Here is a 16017-nt window from a genome sequence, read left to right as displayed (position 1 = left end):
CGTTTTTATGTCTGGCTTTAAAAGCGCTTATTGCACTTCTACGGCCAGGCTGTCGCTGATTTTTTTCTGCCAGATCGCCGGGCCGGTGATGTGGACCGACTCGCCGTTGCTGTCGACTGCCACGGTGACGGGCATGTCTTTGACGTCGAACTCGTAGATCGCTTCCATACCCAGTTCGGCAAATGCCACCACGCGCGATTTCTTGATCGCCTGGGCTACCAGGTACGCAGCACCGCCGACGGCCATCAGGTACACGGCTTTGTGTTCCTTGATGGCTTCGATGGCGGTAGGGCCGCGCTCGGATTTGCCGATCATGCCCAGCAGGCCGGTTTGATCGAGGATCTGACGGGTGAACTTGTCCATCCGCGTGGCGGTGGTCGGACCGGCAGGGCCAACCACTTCGTCGCGCACCGGATCAACCGGGCCCACGTAGTAGATGAAGCGACCCTTGAGGTCTACCGGCAAGGTTTCACCCTTGTTCAGCATTTCAACCATGCGCTTGTGCGCAGCGTCACGACCGGTCAGCATTTTGCCGTTCAGCAGGACGGTTTCGCCCGGCTTCCAGCTCTGCACGTCTTCCGGGGTCAGGGTGTCGAGGTTGACACGGCGGGCCGACGGGCCTGCTTCCCAAACGATTTCCGGGTAGGCGTCCAGCGGTGGCGCTTCGAGTGCTGCAGGGCCGGAGCCGTCCAGTACGAAGTGGGCGTGACGGGTGGCCGCGCAGTTCGGGATCATGCACACCGGCAGGGACGCTGCGTGGGTCGGGTAGTCCATGATTTTCACGTCAAGAACAGTGGTCAGGCCGCCCAGGCCCTGGGCGCCGATACCCAGTTGGTTGACCTTCTCGAACAGCTCGATGCGCATCTCTTCGATACGGCTGGACGGGCCACGCTTGATCAGGTCGTGAATGTCGATGGACTCCATCAACACTTCCTTGGCCATCACGGCCGCTTTTTCAGCGGTGCCGCCGATGCCGATGCCGAGCATGCCCGGTGGGCACCAGCCCGCGCCCATGGTTGGAACAGTCTTGAGCACCCAGTCAACGATCGAGTCGGACGGGTTGAGCATGGCCATTTTCGACTTGTTCTCGGAACCGCCGCCCTTGGCCGCTACGTCCACTTCCACGGTGTTACCCGGAACGATGGAGTAGTGGATGACCGCAGGGGTGTTGTCCTTGGTGTTGCGACGGGCGCCTGCCGGGTCGGCCAGGATCGAAGCGCGCAGGACGTTTTCCGGCAAGTTATAAGCGCGACGCACGCCTTCGTTGATCATGTCGTCCAGGCCCATGGTGGCGCCGGTCCAGCGTACATCCATGCCTACGCGCACGAAAACGGTGACGATGCCGGTGTCCTGGCAAATCGGGCGGTGGCCAGTGGCACACATGCGCGAGTTGATCAGGATTTGCGCCATCGAGTCACGGGCCGCTGGCGATTCTTCGCGCAGGTAGGCCTCGTGCATCGCCTGGATGAAGTCCACGGGGTGGTAGTAGGAAATGAATTGCAGGGCGTCAGCAACGCTCTGAATCAGGTCGTCTTGCTTGATCACGGTCATGGGTCGCGCTCCTCTATAAGACGGGAACATTCAATTAAGGTGTTTGCGACCTTGGTGTATCGGTCTGTCGAAAACATCTTTGCTAGGCATACCGGGCACGCATGACCGGTACAAAAACGGCGCGGCAGTATAACCCGGTACACTCCTTGATACACCCGCACGGACAAAACTTGTAGCCGCTGGCGAAGGCTGCGATAAAGATCTATCAATCAACCCATACCCCATGTGGGAGCGGGCTTGCTCGCGATGCAGGCTGCACGGTGAACCTGGTACACCGCGGTGATGCAATCGCGAGCAAGCCCGCTCCCACAGAATTATCCTGCGGAGGCCTGAGTGCCCGAATTACACGTTGCCGACCGGCATTGGTCGGTTGCCGATGGCACCAATCTGCTCGACGCCTTGAATCAGGCCGGTGTGGCTGTGCCCTACAGCTGCCGGGCGGGCAGTTGCCATGCGTGTCTGGTGCGTTGCGTGAGGGGTGAGCCTGTGGATCTCAAGCCCGACGCTTTGGTCCGGGCGCAACGTGAGCAGGGCTGGCGCCTGGCGTGTCAGTGCCAGGTGGTCGAAGATCTGGAGGTTGAAGCGTTTGATCCCGTGCGCGACGGCTTGCCTGCCGAGGTGGCGGCGCTCGACTGGCTGAGCCCGACGGTATTGCGTCTGCGTCTTTTGCCGCAGCGCCCTTTGCATTATCGCGCAGGCCAGCATGTGGTGCTGTGGACCGCCAGTGGTATCGCTCGTCCTTACTCGCTGGCCAGTCTGCCCGAAGAAGACCGCTTTCTGGAGTTTCACCTCGATTGCGCTCACCCCGGTGAGTTCGCCAGCGCTGCCCGTCATTTCAAGGTCGGGGAGGGTGTGCGGCTGGGTGAGTTGCGCGGTGGCGCGCTGCGTTACGACCCGGACTGGCAGGAGCAGCCGCTCTGGCTACTGGCGTCGGGTACCGGTTTGGGGCCGCTGTATGGCGTGTTGCGCGAGGCGTTGCGTCAGGACCATCAAGGGCCGATTTTGCTGGTGCATGTGGCGCGTGATGAAAGCGAGTATTACCTCAAGGACTCATTGTCCGCCTTGGCGGGCACTTGCCCCAACCTTGTAGTCGAGCACCTGGAGCGTCATCAGTTGCCGGAGTACTTGCTTGAGATGCGCATTGTCTCGCGCCAGACCCACGCGCTGGTCTGTGGGCATCCCGACAGTGTCGATGGGTTTGCCAAGCGTCTGTTTCTGGCCGGACTGCCTCGTAATCAACTGCTGGCGGATGCTTTCTTGACGCGCAGCTAAGTCTGGCAGCCATAAAAAAGCCCCGCCTGATCACTCAGGCGGGGCTTTGGGCTAGAGCCTTGTAGGGCTTAAACCATTTTGTCGCCGACATGCAGAATCTTCATGCCGTTGGTGCCACCGATGGTGTGGTAGCTGTCGCCCTTGGTCAGGATGACCCAGTCGCCATTTTTAACAGCGCCCAGCTTGAGCAGCTCGTCGATGGCAGCCTGGCTGACCTGTTCTGGCGGCAGCGAAGCCGGGTCGAACGGTACGGTGTACACACCACGGAACATCGCGGCGCGGGCCTGGGTTTCACGGTGCGGGGAGAACGCGTAGATCGGCACCGAAGAACGGATGCGCGACATGATCAACGGCGTGTACCCGCTTTCGGTCAGGGCGATGATCGCTTTGACACCCGGGAAGTGGTTGGCGGTGTACATGGCCGCCAGTGCAATGCTTTGATCGCAGCTTTCGAAGGTTTTACCGATGCGGTGGCTGGAGGTCTTGCTGGTCGGATGCTTTTCAGCGCCGACGCAAATACGTGCCATAGCTTGTACGGCTTCCAGTGGATAGGCACCGGCAGCACTTTCGGCCGAGAGCATTACGGCGTCGGTGTAGTCGAGAACAGCGTTGGCAACGTCGGACACTTCGGCGCGAGTTGGCATCGGGTTCTGGATCATCGACTCCATCATCTGGGTCGCTACGATCACCGCTTTATTGTGGCGACGTGCGTGCAGAATGATTTTCTTCTGGATGCCCACCAGCTCTGCATCACCGATTTCAACGCCCAGGTCGCCACGGGCAACCATTACCGCGTCGCTGGCCTTGATCAGGCCGTCGAGGGTTTCGTCGTCAGCCACGGCTTCAGCGCGTTCAATCTTCGCGACCAGCCAGGCAGTACCGCCAGCCTCGTCACGCAGTTGACGGGCGTATTCCATGTCCGCAGCGTCCCGAGGGAAGGATACGGCCAGGTAGTCGACTTCCATTTCGGCAGCCAGCTTGATGTCAGCCTTGTCTTTTTCAGTCAGGGCTGGAGCGGTCAGACCGCCGCCGCGACGGTTGATGCCTTTATGGTCGGACAGCGGGCCGCCGATCAGCACGGAGCAGTGCAGGGCGTCGTCGGTGGCAGTGTCTACACGCATGACGACACGGCCGTCGTCGAGCAGCAGCTCGTCGCCCACGCCGCAGTCTTTAACCAGGTCGGGGTAGTCGATACCGACCACTTGCTGGTTGCCTTCGGTCAACGGATGGCTGGTGGAGAAGGTGAACTTGTCACCGATCTTCAGCTCGATCTTTTTGTTGGCGAATTTGGCGATACGGATTTTCGGGCCTTGCAGGTCACCCAGCAGGGCGACGAAACGACCATGCTTGGCCGCGATCTCACGGACCAGCTTGGCGCGAGCCTTGTGCTCATCGGGAGTGCCGTGGGAGAAGTTCAGACGGGCAACGTCCAGGCCAGCGAGGATCAGCTGCTCCAGCATTTCTGGTGAATTGCTGGCAGGGCCAAGTGTGGCAACAATTTTGGTTCGACGAACAGACATGCAAAGACTCCTGAGTTCAAGCGCTGCCAAAGGCTACTATGGTCTTTAGCTGTAGTCATTGTTCCTCTGCACTACTTTCTGCTTAAGTTGTGGTGCATCGGATCTGTTGCCTGAAGAATTTGACCGTGGGGTCGATACACTGTGGTGAACAGGAGATCCCCATGCGAATTGTGCTCATTTTAGTGTTGGTTGCCAGTGTGGCCGGCTGTACCCGTTGGTCGATGAATCACCATTTGAACAATGCCTACCGTGCTTATGACCGCGGCAACTGCGAAGCGGTGATGCTTGAGTTGTCCGAGGTTGACCGCGACAGTCGCAGTCGTCCGTATATCTGGCCACAAACAGCTATGCTCCGTGGGTTGTGTCTGGAACGTACGAAGTTTTACCTGGATGCGGCCCAGACCTATCAGTACATCATCAATGAATTTCCCAAGAGCGAGTACGCCTATCGGGCCAAGGCGCGGATTGAGACCCTGCGCATTCTCAAATTCATCCCGGGGCCCGGGACAACGGCTCAGGCGCTACCTGCAGTCATTCCATGATGTACGAAATTTAAACTGGTCATTTGGAGTCGGTTGACTAATATTCAACTCGTTTGAGCTTGTCATGTATTTGTGCGTATCCAATAAGGTGTAGTGCCTGGGGGCTGTGCCTCAGGCGGGCAGGGTGTTTCGAGGCGCTAGCGCGGCCATGCTGAATGGCCTTTTAAAGTGATAGTGATCATGGTTATCGAGCGGCTTATCCAGCGGCATCAACTGACGTTTTTCCTAAAAGTGTTCAATAGGTTCACGGACAAGCCCATTGGTTTTTTGGGTAATGTGTCCGAGGGTGGCCTGATGCTGATCAGTCAGCTACCGATGCTGGTGGACGCCAACTTCGAGTTTCGGCTCAAGCTTCCCGATACCGAAGGATACCCGCAGTTTATTGATCTGACGGCGCGTTGCATGTGGTGTCATGAGGATGTAACGCCTCATTATTACGACTCCGGCTTTGTCCTGTATCAGCCGCCTGCCGAATACGCGGCATTGATTACATCCCTGCAGCGCTACTTCAGTTTTCAGCCCTTGCAGGCCTCTGCCTAGCTCCAAGGCTGGTCTTGCCCGGGTTTGAGCGCCTAGACTGTTGAGGTCTACTGCTCAGGAACACCCCGTGACCTCTATTTTTTGGTACGACTACGAAACGACCGGCATTAATCCGCGCTGCGATCGAGCCGTGCAAGTGGCCGGTATCCGCACCGACCTGGAACTCAACGAGATTGATCAGCCGGTCAATCTCTACTGCCAGCCCAGCGACGACATTCTTCCTCATCCGATGGCCTGCCTGATCACGGGCATCACCCCTAGCCGCCTTGAAGACAAAGGCTTGGGCGAGGCGGAGTTCATGACCCGCACGCATGCCCAGCTGGCGCAACCCGGTACCTGTGGCGCGGGCTACAACTCGCTGCGCTTTGATGACGAGGTAACGCGCTACAGTCTGTATCGAAACTTTTTCGATCCTTATGCCCGTGAATGGCAGGGCGGCAACAGTCGCTGGGACTTGATCGATGTCGTGCGTACAGCCTACGCCCTGCGCCCTGAAGGGATCGTCTGGCCTCAGGAAGACGGGCGGGTGACGCTCAAGCTGGAGCGTTTGACGGCCGCCAACGGGATTGATCATGGTCAGGCCCACGATGCGTTGTCCGATGTGAGGGCAACCATCGCACTGGCCCGGCTGATCCGTGACAAACAACCCAAGTTATATGACTGGTTATTCCAGTTGCGCAGTAAGCAGCGCGTGCTTGATCAAGTTCGTCTGTTGCAACCGATGGTGCATATTTCGGGACGCTTTTCTGCGGCCAGACATTATGTGGGCGTGGTATTGCCGCTGGCCTGGCATCCGAAGAATCGCAATGCGCTGATTGTGTGCGATCTGCACTTTGATCCTCAGCCATTACTGGACATGGGTGCCGACACTTTGCGCACAATGCTTTACACCCGTCGTGAAGATTTGCCCGAAGGTCAATTGCCGGTTCCGCTAAAGCTGATTCAGATTAATCGTTGTCCGGTGGTGGCGCCCTTGAATGTAGTGCGTGCACAGGATCAAGAGCGCTTGCAATTGGATATGCCGCTCTATCAAGCACGAGCCGCTCGCCTGAGCGAGGCACAGGAAGTTTGGAAGGATAAGTTGTCGGCCATTTATACCCGCGAAGACTTTGCCCCCAGTGAAGATCCGGAGCAGCAATTGTATGACGGCTTTTTCGGTGATCGCGATCGTCGCTTGTGTGAGCAAGTCAGACTCAGTGACCCGGAGCAGTTGGCCAACGATACATGGGCTTTTGATGATGAACGGTTACCCGAATTATTATTCCGCTACCGGGCCCGAAACTTTCCTCATACCTTGAGTGCTGAAGAAGTTGAACGCTGGCATCTGTTCTGCCAACAACGTTTGACTGATCCTGCCATGGGAGCCCCCATGACCCTGGATAACTTCATGCAGGCAGCGGACGAGCTGTCCCGCAGCGCCACGGCGGCCCAGCTAAAGCTGCTGGGCGAATGGCAGCGTTATGCACGGGAGTTGAGCCGTCGCGTTGGGCTGGATGCGTGCACGGAGAGTACGGATTAAAAAACAGGCAATAAAAAACGCCAGCAAGCTGGCGTTTTTTATTAGCGGCGCAAAAAGTGTGCGCGCGGGGTGTCACTTAGTCGAGCAAAGTAGCCCAACCTTCAACCTCGTCGCTGCCCCACTTGGCTTTCCACTCTTTCAGAGTTTTGTGGTTGCCGCCTTTGGTTTCAATCACTTCACCGTTGTGCGGGTTTTTGTATTGTTTAACCTTGCGGGCACGTTTGGTGCCGGTGGTTTTAACAACACCGCGTGGTGCTTTGCTTACTTTGGACTCTGGGTCCAGAAGCGCGATGATATCGCGTAGCGATTTCTGGTATTCGCCCATCAGCGTGCGCAGTTTGCCTTCAAATTCCAGCTCGGTTTGAAGTTTGTCGTCTTCGGACAGGTTCTTCAGGCGAGCTTGCAGTTCTTTGATAGCTTCTTCTGTTGCACGGTATTCGTTGATCAAGGACATGAGGATAACCTTATGTTGAAAAGGGTAACAGGGAGGCAGTGGCGCAATAGTAGTCAGACAGTAACTGCAAGTAAACCTGTAACAGGTGATTAATTTAAAATTTTATTCATTAACTTCACCGTCTCTATATGCGCGCTCATTAAATAATGAGCGGTACAGCAGCCTTAATAACGGTGATTAATAAGGCCTGCCAGTTACACGCCAATTACAGTGCAGGCCACGTCGGTGCTGGCGTGTGGAACAGGCAGCGCGACGCCGTGGCGCAGGCAGCAGGGCGTAACGAATACTGTAGTTTTGCCGCGCACTCGCTAGAATGGCGGCTTTAGTAAAGTTTTTGGAGTTTTTCCCTCATGCGCACTTTTCGGTTGGTGATTGCGTGCCCCGACGGCGTCGGCATTGTCGCCAAGGTCAGCAATTTCCTTGCCTCCCACAATGGCTGGATCACTGAAGCGAGCCATCACTCGGACGACCAGAGCGGTTGGTTCTTTATGCGTCACGAGATTCGTGCCGATTCCCTGCCTTTCGATCTCGAGGCATTTCGTGAGGCATTTGCCCCGATCGCCGAAGAGTTCTCGATGGAGTGGCGTATTACCGATACGGCGCAGAAAAAACGCGTGGTGTTGATGGCGAGCCGCGAATCCCACTGTTTGGCAGATCTGCTGCACCGCTGGCATAGCGATGAACTGGACTGCGATATTTCGTGCGTGATTTCCAACCACGATGACTTGCGCAGCATGGTCGAGTGGCATGGCATCCCGTTCTATCACGTCCCGGTTGACCCGAAGAACAAAGAGCCGGCATTTGCCGAGGTCTCGCGTCTGGTCAAGCATCATGATGCTGAAGTGGTGGTGCTGGCGCGCTACATGCAAATCCTGCCACCTGATCTGTGCCGTGAATATGCAGGCCAGGTCATCAACATTCACCACAGCTTCCTGCCATCGTTTGTAGGCGCCAAGCCTTATCACCAGGCATCAATGCGTGGCGTGAAACTGATCGGCGCAACGTGCCATTACGTGACTGAAGAACTGGACGCCGGCCCCATCATCGAGCAGGACGTGGTGCGCGTCAGCCACAGCGACAGTATTGAAGACATGGTTCGTTTCGGTCGTGACGTCGAGAAGATGGTGCTGGCCCGTGGCCTGCGTTATCACCTTGAAGACCGCGTGCTGGTTCATGGCAACAAGACGGTTGTGTTCTAAGCATTCACTGCACAACACGTGCGGGAGCGGGCTTGCTCGCGATGGTATCGCCTCGGTGTTTCATATGGGCCGGGTTGCCTGTATTGCAGGCAGCCAGCTCCCAAAGGTTTGCAGCAGTGCAGGGGAGGTGACATGAGTGATCCACTCGACAACGCTACATCCCGTGCACCCGCCACTGTGGGTGAAGGCTGTTTGAGTCGTTATGATCCGGATGCGCTGAGCCCGGAGGACGGCACCGATTTTGCCGATGCCGCCAGGCTTTGGGAGCAGTTGCAGCAAGCTTCAAGCGACAGGCTTGAAGCGGCTGACTGTCACTCAGATGCGGAAACTACCCACCAGTTGCTTCAAGCGGGCAGCCTGCTGTTCAAGGTCGGAACAGGCCCGAAGCGTTGACTGAAGGTTTTCAACCCCTTCCTGGTTGAGCGTATTGATTTCGGTAATGTCCATGTTGATCGACTCGACCACCGAGGTTTGCTCTTCGGTTGCCGTGGCGACGGACTGGTTCATCCCGTCGATCTCGCCAATGCGTTCGGTCACGCTGATCAGGCGCTCGCCTGCGCGGTTGGCGATTTCTACGCTGTCCTGGCTGTGACGCTGACTTTCTTCCATGGTGCTCACTGAACCGCGGGCGCTGACCTGCAACTCCTCGATCATCTTTTGTACTTGCTGCGCCGACTCCTGAGTACGGTGTGCCAGGTTGCGAACTTCATCGGCCACCACGGCAAAACCGCGCCCGGCCTCGCCAGCACGAGCCGCTTCAATGGCAGCGTTAAGCGCCAGCAGGTTGGTTTGCTGAGAAATGCTGGTGATCACTTCAAGGATCTGTCCGATGTTCACGGTCTTGTCGTTCAACGACTCGATATGACCGCTGGATGTGCCGAGCATTTGCGACAGTTTCTGCATCGAGTTGATGCTGCGTTCCACCACTTGCTGGCCTTCTTCGGCCAGGCCGCGTGCATCGCTGGCCTGGTGTGATGCCTGGGCCGCATTGCGCGCGATCTCTTGCGCGGCGGCACCCAATTCGTTGATCGCAGCTGCAACGCTGTTGGTGCGACTTGCTTGCTCGTCCGAGTTGAGCATCGATGAGTTGGATGCGCTGACGACTCGCAGGGCCACTTCGTTGACCTGTTCAGTCGCCGAGGCCACTTCGCTGATCGACGAGTGAATGCGTTCGACAAAACGGTTGAACGCACTGCCCAGCATGCCGAACTCATCCTGGGACTCAACCACCAGGCGGCGCGTCAGGTCGCCTTCACCTTCGGCAATGTTCTGCATGGCACGGGTCATGACGTGCAGTGGCTGCATCAGCAGGCGGATCAGCAGGCCGAGGAGGGCAATGATCGAAACCACTGCAATCACGGTGGCAATGATGGCCGACGTGCGGAACTCGCTGAGCGCTGCGAACGCTTGTTCCTTGTCAACTGACAGGCCGATGTACCAGTTGACCGAACCCAGGCCTTTGACCGGCGCAAAGGTCACGATACGGGTTTTGCCGTCGACCTGGATCTCGCTGAACCCGGCGTTGATCGAAGGCGTGTCCTGGGGATAGACATCCTTCAGGTTTTTCGTCACCAGGGTTTTGTCCGGGTGGACCAGGATCTTGCCGTCGGCACTGATCAGAAAGGCGTAGCCCATGCCATTGAAGTTCAGGGCATTGATGCTGTCGGTAATGGTTTGCAGCGTCAGGTCGGCGCCGACGACGCCCAGGGTTTGCCCGGATTCTTAACCGGGGCACCGATGGAAATAACCATCTGGCCGGTGGCTGCATCTATATAGGGTTCAGTCAGGCTTGAGGAGGCGCTGTTCAGCGCATCCTTGTACCAGGGGCGGGTACGCGGGTCGTAGCCGTCAGGCATTTTGCTGTCAGGGCGAATGGTAAAGCCGCCCTGGCTGTCACCAAAATAAACGGCCATAAACGTACTGCTCAGGGTTTTTTGCTCCAGCAGGTTCGCCACCTGGGCGGGCTCTGGAGTGAGGGCGATGGATTCGGCGAGGTTTTGCGCCAGCAGAATCCGGCCTCCCAGCCATGTCTGTATATTGTTGGCCGTGACGCTGCCCATTTCGTGCAGGTAGCTGTCCAGGTTGTGGCGGATGGCATTGCGTTGCAAGTAGTCGTTGTACAGCGTAAATAGCGAAAAGGCGGCTATTACGATCAGGGACGCGGCAAGCAGGATTTTATGGCTGAAACGCAGGTTTTTATTCATGGCTTGAAGGGGCCGCTAAGGTCTAAAAGTGTGAGGCATACACTCTGGTAAAACGCGCGTGCTACACATCACCGCCTTAACCGGGCAGGTTGAGTGTTCATCAAGGCGCTTTACGACGCTAAATCCGGTTTTTTCTGGTCTAGCATTCAAGGTGTATCGACCCGCGATCGCGAAAGATTAATCAAAGGTGGCAAAATGCCTGACTCTTCTGCTCTAGTACTTGGTGCCGACCTTTCGGGTCAGCCCATCGCTCAGTCCTTGCGCCTTGCCAACCGGCACGGGCTGGTGGCGGGTGCCACGGGGACGGGTAAAACCGTGACTCTCCAACGTTTGGCCGAACAGTTCAGCGATGCCGGAGTTGCAGTCTTTGGCGCTGACATCAAGGGCGATCTGTGCGGTTTGGGCGCGGCTGGCAACCCCCAGGGGAAAATCGCGGAGCGGATTGCGGGAATGCCGTGGCTCAATTACCAGCCCAAGGCGTATCCGGTGACCTTGTGGGATATCCAGGGCAAGACCGGTCATCCGTTGCGTACAACCTTGAGTGAAATGGGACCGTTGCTGTTAGGCAGCCTGCTGGAGCTGACCGATAGCCAGCAGTCGGCGCTCTATGCAGCCTTCAAGGTGGCGGATCGTGAAGGGTTGTTGTTGCTCGACCTCAAAGACCTGAAGGCGCTCCTCAATCATCTGCGTGATAACCCTCAAATATTGGGCGATGACGCCGCCCTGATGACCACCGGCTCAAGTCAGGCCCTGTTGCGGCGTCTGGCAACCCTCGAACAGCAGGGTGCTGAAGCCCTGTTCGGGGAGCCGGCACTGCAACTCGAAGATATTTTGCAGCCTGCCAGTGACGGTCGCGGGCAGATTCATCTGCTTGATGCCAGTCGCTTGGTTCATGAAGCGCCAAAGGTGTACGCAACCTTTCTGCTGTGGCTGTTGGCGGAGCTTTTCGAGCAACTGCCCGAGCGCGGCGACGCGGACAAACCCCTGCTGGCGCTGTTTTTTGACGAGGCGCACCTGCTGTTTGCCGGGACGCCAAAAGCGTTGCAGGATCGCTTGGAACAAGTCGTACGCCTGATCCGTTCCAAAGGTGTCGGGGTGTATTTTGTCACTCAATCGCCTGCGGACTTGCCGGATACGGTGCTCGCGCAGTTGGGGCTGCGTATCCAGCATGGCCTGCGGGCCTTTACGGCCAAGGAGCAGAAGTCCCTGAAGGCCGTGGCTGACGGATTTCGTCCGAATCCGGCGTTTAATGCGTTGGCGGTACTGACAGAGCTGGGTACAGGGGAGGCGCTGGTGGGCATGCTTGAAGAAAAAGGCACGCCAGCCATGGTCCAGCGCGTACTGATTGCGCCACCGCAATCGCGTATTGGTCCGTTGACTGAAGCCGAGCGCGAGGCCTTGATTCGCGGTTCTGCGCTGCTGGGGCGATACGACAAGCCTGTGGATCGGGAGTCGGCGTACGAGATTCTCATGGCCCGCAAGGGCGTGGCGCCGCAAGACCAGACGCAGACACAGGCTGCGCCGCACGAGCCGGGGTTTCTGGATCAGGCGGGAGACTTTCTGGGCTCGACCGCAGGCAAGGCGCTGCAGTCGATGGCGCGCCAGGCGGCCAGCCAGATGGGGCGCCAGTTGGTTCGGGGGCTGCTGGGGTCGTTGTTGGGCAGCAGCAAGCGCAAGTGAAACGGTGGGAGCGGGTCAGGGTTTAGGTCGTGCGTGACTCGCCAGGCGCTCAAGGGCGGCGCGCAAGGCCGGGTCGGTAATGCCGTCGGCCGTTGCCTGGATGGTCTGGGCGGCATCCTCGGATAAATCCAGCGTATGCCCCGCAACCTTGGCCTGCACTGTGGGCGGCTGCACTTTGAAGAGAATCCGGGTCAGGCTGGCGAACTCGTCAAATGCCTGCAGTTGGCGCAGCAGGCGTTTTTGCTGATAGCGCAGGCGAGTGGCCCAGTGGCCGTCAGTCACGATTAGCAACAGGTTGCCTTCACGCCACGAAGCGACGTGGCAATGCTCGCGTGCGGCTGGCTGGAGCTGGCTTTCAAGCAAGCGCTGCAGGTGCGCCAGACGCTTTGCATGACCAAAAATGGCTTTTAGGGGCTTGGCCTCGCGGAGCAGAACGGAGGGTGCCCGTGCTGGATGTGGGCGAAATGCCATGTTCAAACACCTGAGAAAGCAGAGCCGCAATCTTAGCAGAAACCGCCGGTTTCACTCGCTCAGATCAAGGGTCATGAACATTTATTCATGAAATCAATGAGTAACTTCTTGTTCTTATGCCTTGAAGTTCAGCAAAAAGCCCTTATTTTATGTAAGCCCCTTCACAACGCTGTACCAGTATCGTGGAATAACGCCACTTTCCTCACCGCCGTTTCCGGGTAGAATGCTCGTTCGCATGCGGCCATCAGGGCTGCTCGGGCGACTCTCGGGGCCGCCCTCCATCCCTATGTGTGGAAGATCCTGCCGATATGTTTGCGCCTTTGTTAAAGAAACTTTTTGGAAGCAAGAACGAGCGCGAAGTTAAACGCATGCTCAAGACAGTACAGGTCGTCAATTCCTTCGAAGAGCAGATGGTTGCCCTGACCGATGAGCAATTGCGCGCCAAGACCCAAGAGTTCAAGGCCCGCATAGCCAAAGGTGAGACCCTCGACCAACTGTTGCCGGAAGCTTTCGCGGTATGCCGTGAGGCAGGCAAGCGTGTCATGGGCATGCGCCACTTCGACGTTCAGTTGATCGGCGGCATGACCTTGCACGAAGGCAAGATCGCTGAAATGCGTACTGGTGAAGGCAAGACCTTGGTCGCGACCCTTGGGGTTTACCTCAACGCGCTGTCGGGTAAAGGCGTTCACGTCATCACCGTGAACGACTATCTGGCTCGCCGCGATGCCAACTGGATGCGTCCTCTTTACGAATTCCTGGGCCTGACAGTCGGTGTTGTAACGCCGTTCCAGCCGCCTCAAGAGAAGCGTGAAGCCTACGCCGCCGACATCACGTACGGTACCAACAACGAGTTTGGCTTCGATTACCTGCGCGACAACATGGCTTTCAGCATGGAAGAAAAATTCCAGCGCGAGCTTAATTTCGCCGTGATCGACGAAGTCGACTCCATCCTGATCGATGAAGCCCGTACTCCGCTGATCATCTCCGGTCAGGCCGAAGACAGTTCCAAGCTGTACACCGAAATCAACAAACTGATCCCGCGCCTTGAGATGCACGTCGAGGAAGTCGAAGGTGAAGTTACCAAGGCAGGTCATTTCACCATTGATGAAAAGACTCGCCAGGTAGAACTGAACGAAGCCGGTCACCAGTTTGTTGAAGACATGCTGACCCAGATCGGCTTGCTCGCAGAAGGCGAGAGCCTGTATTCGGCACACAACCTGGGCCTGTTGACCCATGTGTACGCCGCGCTGCGTGCTCACAAGCTGTTCAATCGCAACATTGAATACATCGTTGAAGACGGTCAGGTATTGCTGGTCGACGAACACACTGGCCGTACCATGCCGGGTCGTCGTTTGTCCGAAGGCCTGCACCAGGCTATCGAAGCGAAGGAAGGCCTGAATATTCAGGCAGAGAGCCAGACCCTGGCTACGACGACCTTCCAGAACTACTTCCGTCTGTACAACAAGCTGTCGGGCATGACCGGTACTGCGGACACCGAAGCGTTTGAATTCCACCAGATCTATGGTCTGTCGGTGATGGTTATCCCGCCGAACAAGCCACTGGCGCGCAAGGACTTCAACGACCTGGTGTTCCTCACCGCCGATGAGAAGTACGCGGCGATTGTGGCTGACATCAAGGACTGCATGGCCAAAGGCCGTCCAGTGCTGGTGGGTACAGCGACCATCGAAACCTCCGAGCACATGTCCAACCTTCTGAATAAGGAAGGTATTGAGCACAAGGTTCTGAACGCCAAGTTCCACGAAAAAGAAGCCGAGATCATTGCCCAGGCCGGTCGTCCGGGTGCGCTGACCATCGCTACCAACATGGCGGGTCGTGGTACTGACATCCTGTTGGGCGGCAACTGGGAAGTGGAAGTCGCCTCCCTGGAAGATCCGACGCCTGAGCAGATCGCACAGATCAAGGCCGATTGGCAAAAGCGTCACCAGCAAGTGCTGGAGTCGGGTGGCCTGCATGTGATCGCTTCCGAGCGTCACGAATCGCGCCGTATCGACAACCAGTTGCGTGGTCGCGCCGGTCGTCAGGGTGACGCAGGTTCCAGTCGTTTCTACCTGTCGCTTGAAGACAGCCTGATGCGCATCTTTGCCTCTGATCGGGTGAAGAACTTCATGAAAGCCCTGGGCATGCAGTCTGGCGAAGCGATTGAGCACCGCATGGTGACCAACGCGATCGAAAAGGCGCAGCGCAAGGTTGAAGGTCGCAACTTCGACATTCGTAAGCAATTGCTGGAGTTCGATGACGTCAACAACGAACAGCGTAAAGTGATTTATCACATGCGTAACACGTTGCTGGCAGCCGACAACATCGGTGAAACCATCGCAGACTTCCGCAAGGACGTCCTCGACAGCACCATCAGCGCTCACATTCCGCCGCAATCGTTGCCGGAGCAGTGGGACGTCAAAGGCCTGGAAGCTGCCATCGAAAGCGGCTTTGGCGTGAAATTGCCGATCCAGCAATGGCTCGACGAAGATGATCACCTGTACGAAGAAACCCTGCGCGAGAAGCTGCTGAACGAGCTGATTGCTGCCTACAGCGAAAAAGAAGATCAGGCCGGTGCTGAAGCGCTGCGCACGTTCGAGAAACAAATTGTTCTGCGCGTACTGGATGACCTGTGGAAAGACCATCTTTCGACCATGGATCACCTGCGTCACGGTATCCACTTGCGCGGTTATGCACAGAAGAACCCGAAGCAGGAGTACAAGCGGGAGTCGTTCAACCTGTTCTCCGAGCTGCTTGATTCGATCAAGCGCGATTCGATTCGTGTTTTGTCACATGTACAGGTTCGTCGCGAAGACCCTGAAGCCGAAGAAGCACGCCTGCGTCAGGAAGCTGAAGACCTGGCTTCGCGTTTGCAGTTCCAGCATGCCGAAGCGCCGGGCCTTGATCAGCCAGACGCATTGGCCAAGGTGCTGGAAGGCGCCGATGTGGCTGACGTGGTTGCCGAGCCTGCTCGTAACGAGCCAAAGCTGGGTCGCAACGAACTCTGCTACTGCGGCTCGGGCAAGAAATACAAGCACTGTCACGGGCAAATCAACTAAAGCCCGCTT

Annotated in this window: 14 protein-coding genes; 8 read left to right on the top strand and 6 right to left on the bottom strand. The window is 57.3% G+C overall.

All coding sequences use genetic code 11. The features are described from left to right. Positions 1-27: 27 nt before the first annotated feature. Entirely contained in the window at positions 28-1551 is a 1524-nt protein-coding gene (locus AC19YQ_RS17915) for a fumarate hydratase (protein WP_133077373.1), read from the bottom strand. A gap of 333 nt (positions 1552-1884) precedes the next feature. Between AC19YQ_RS17915 and AC19YQ_RS17910 the strand changes: the two genes are divergently transcribed. Continuing rightward, positions 1885-2823 (top strand): iron-sulfur-binding ferredoxin reductase, encoded by a 939-nt coding sequence (locus AC19YQ_RS17910; RefSeq protein WP_500595619.1) that lies wholly within the window; start codon positions 1885-1887, stop codon positions 2821-2823. Positions 2824-2891: 68 nt separating this feature from the next. Here AC19YQ_RS17910 and pyk read toward each other — a convergent pair whose 3' ends face one another. Then, positions 2892-4343 carry a pyruvate kinase gene (pyk, locus tag AC19YQ_RS17905; protein WP_133077375.1) on the bottom strand — a complete coding sequence of 484 codons (1452 nt, stop codon included), beginning with the start codon at positions 4341-4343 and terminating at the stop codon, positions 2892-2894. A gap of 161 nt (positions 4344-4504) precedes the next feature. On the opposite strand from pyk, the gene AC19YQ_RS17900 reads away from it, so the two are divergent. The 3 genes from AC19YQ_RS17900 (at position 4505) to sbcB (ending at position 6944) form a co-directional block, all read left to right on the top strand. Next, positions 4505-4885, top strand: coding sequence for a tol-pal system YbgF family protein (locus AC19YQ_RS17900; RefSeq protein ID WP_133077376.1), 381 nt, complete (start codon positions 4505-4507; stop codon positions 4883-4885). 180 nt (positions 4886-5065) lie between these two features. Beyond that, positions 5066-5425 (top strand): PilZ domain-containing protein, encoded by a 360-nt coding sequence (locus AC19YQ_RS17895; RefSeq protein WP_133077377.1) that lies wholly within the window; start codon positions 5066-5068, stop codon positions 5423-5425. A 67-nt stretch (positions 5426-5492) separates the two neighbouring features. Beyond that, a complete protein-coding gene (gene sbcB / locus AC19YQ_RS17890) occupies positions 5493-6944 on the top strand; it encodes an exodeoxyribonuclease I (protein WP_500595618.1) in 1452 nt (483 codons plus the stop codon). 76 nt (positions 6945-7020) lie between these two features. Here sbcB and mvaT read toward each other — a convergent pair whose 3' ends face one another. Then, positions 7021-7398 (bottom strand): histone-like nucleoid-structuring protein MvaT, encoded by a 378-nt coding sequence (gene mvaT, locus AC19YQ_RS17885; RefSeq protein ID WP_133077379.1) that lies wholly within the window; start codon positions 7396-7398, stop codon positions 7021-7023. Between the two features lie 350 nt (positions 7399-7748). On the opposite strand from mvaT, the gene purU reads away from it, so the two are divergent. Further along, positions 7749-8597: a formyltetrahydrofolate deformylase gene (gene purU / locus AC19YQ_RS17880; protein WP_500595617.1), complete on the top strand. Its 849-nt coding sequence runs from the start codon at positions 7749-7751 to the stop codon at positions 8595-8597. Positions 8598-8729: 132 nt separating this feature from the next. Beyond that, positions 8730-8990: a hypothetical protein gene (locus AC19YQ_RS17875; protein ID WP_133077380.1), complete on the top strand. Its 261-nt coding sequence runs from the start codon at positions 8730-8732 to the stop codon at positions 8988-8990. Here the strand turns inward: AC19YQ_RS17875 and AC19YQ_RS17870 are convergent. After that, the gene (locus tag AC19YQ_RS17870) at positions 8913-10256 is read right to left on the bottom strand and encodes a methyl-accepting chemotaxis protein (protein WP_500595630.1); all 1344 of its coding nucleotides are present in this window, start codon (positions 10254-10256) and stop codon (positions 8913-8915) included. The genes AC19YQ_RS17875 and AC19YQ_RS17870 overlap by 78 nt on opposite strands. Positions 10257-10279: 23 nt before the next feature. Beyond that, positions 10280-10801 (bottom strand): cache domain-containing protein, encoded by a 522-nt coding sequence (locus tag AC19YQ_RS17865; RefSeq protein ID WP_500595616.1) that lies wholly within the window; start codon positions 10799-10801, stop codon positions 10280-10282. Between the two features lie 195 nt (positions 10802-10996). Here AC19YQ_RS17865 and AC19YQ_RS17860 point away from each other — a divergent pair, with 195 nt between their 5' ends. Then, entirely contained in the window at positions 10997-12481 is a 1485-nt protein-coding gene (locus AC19YQ_RS17860; RefSeq protein ID WP_500595615.1) for a helicase HerA-like domain-containing protein, read from the top strand. Positions 12482-12496: 15 nt separating this feature from the next. On the opposite strand, the gene AC19YQ_RS17855 is transcribed toward AC19YQ_RS17860, so the two are convergent. Further along, entirely contained in the window at positions 12497-12952 is a 456-nt protein-coding gene (locus AC19YQ_RS17855; RefSeq protein WP_133077383.1) for a DUF721 domain-containing protein, read from the bottom strand. A gap of 308 nt (positions 12953-13260) precedes the next feature. Here AC19YQ_RS17855 and secA point away from each other — a divergent pair, with 308 nt between their 5' ends. Further along, positions 13261-16008, top strand: a complete 2748-nt coding sequence (gene secA / locus AC19YQ_RS17850) for a preprotein translocase subunit SecA (protein WP_133077384.1) — start codon at positions 13261-13263, stop codon at positions 16006-16008. Positions 16009-16017 lie beyond the last annotated feature (9 nt).

The sequence above is a fragment of the Pseudomonas sp. MF06569 genome, assembly GCF_059862735.1.
Note: the sequence above shows the minus strand (reverse complement) of the source record. Positions and strands in the feature narration are given on the sequence as shown.

Bases quoted from the DNA above. Each gene is read 5' to 3' on its own strand.
- AC19YQ_RS17915 (WP_133077373.1), bottom strand. From the start codon at position 1,551: ATGACCGTGATCAAGCAAGACGACCTGATTCAGAGCGTTGCTGACGCC.
- pyk (WP_133077375.1), bottom strand. From the start codon at position 4,343: ATGTCTGTTCGTCGAACCAAAATTGTTGCCACACTTGGCCCTGCCAGC.
- AC19YQ_RS17900 (WP_133077376.1), top strand. From the start codon at position 4,505: ATGCGAATTGTGCTCATTTTAGTGTTGGTTGCCAGTGTGGCCGGCTGT.
- AC19YQ_RS17895 (WP_133077377.1), top strand. From the start codon at position 5,066: ATGGTTATCGAGCGGCTTATCCAGCGGCATCAACTGACGTTTTTCCTA.
- mvaT (WP_133077379.1), bottom strand. From the start codon at position 7,398: ATGTCCTTGATCAACGAATACCGTGCAACAGAAGAAGCTATCAAAGAA.
- purU (WP_500595617.1), top strand. From the start codon at position 7,749: ATGCGCACTTTTCGGTTGGTGATTGCGTGCCCCGACGGCGTCGGCATT.
- AC19YQ_RS17875 (WP_133077380.1), top strand. From the start codon at position 8,730: ATGAGTGATCCACTCGACAACGCTACATCCCGTGCACCCGCCACTGTG.
- AC19YQ_RS17865 (WP_500595616.1), bottom strand. From the start codon at position 10,801: ATGAATAAAAACCTGCGTTTCAGCCATAAAATCCTGCTTGCCGCGTCC.
- AC19YQ_RS17860 (WP_500595615.1), top strand. From the start codon at position 10,997: ATGCCTGACTCTTCTGCTCTAGTACTTGGTGCCGACCTTTCGGGTCAG.
- AC19YQ_RS17855 (WP_133077383.1), bottom strand. From the start codon at position 12,952: ATGGCATTTCGCCCACATCCAGCACGGGCACCCTCCGTTCTGCTCCGC.
- secA (WP_133077384.1), top strand. From the start codon at position 13,261: ATGTTTGCGCCTTTGTTAAAGAAACTTTTTGGAAGCAAGAACGAGCGC.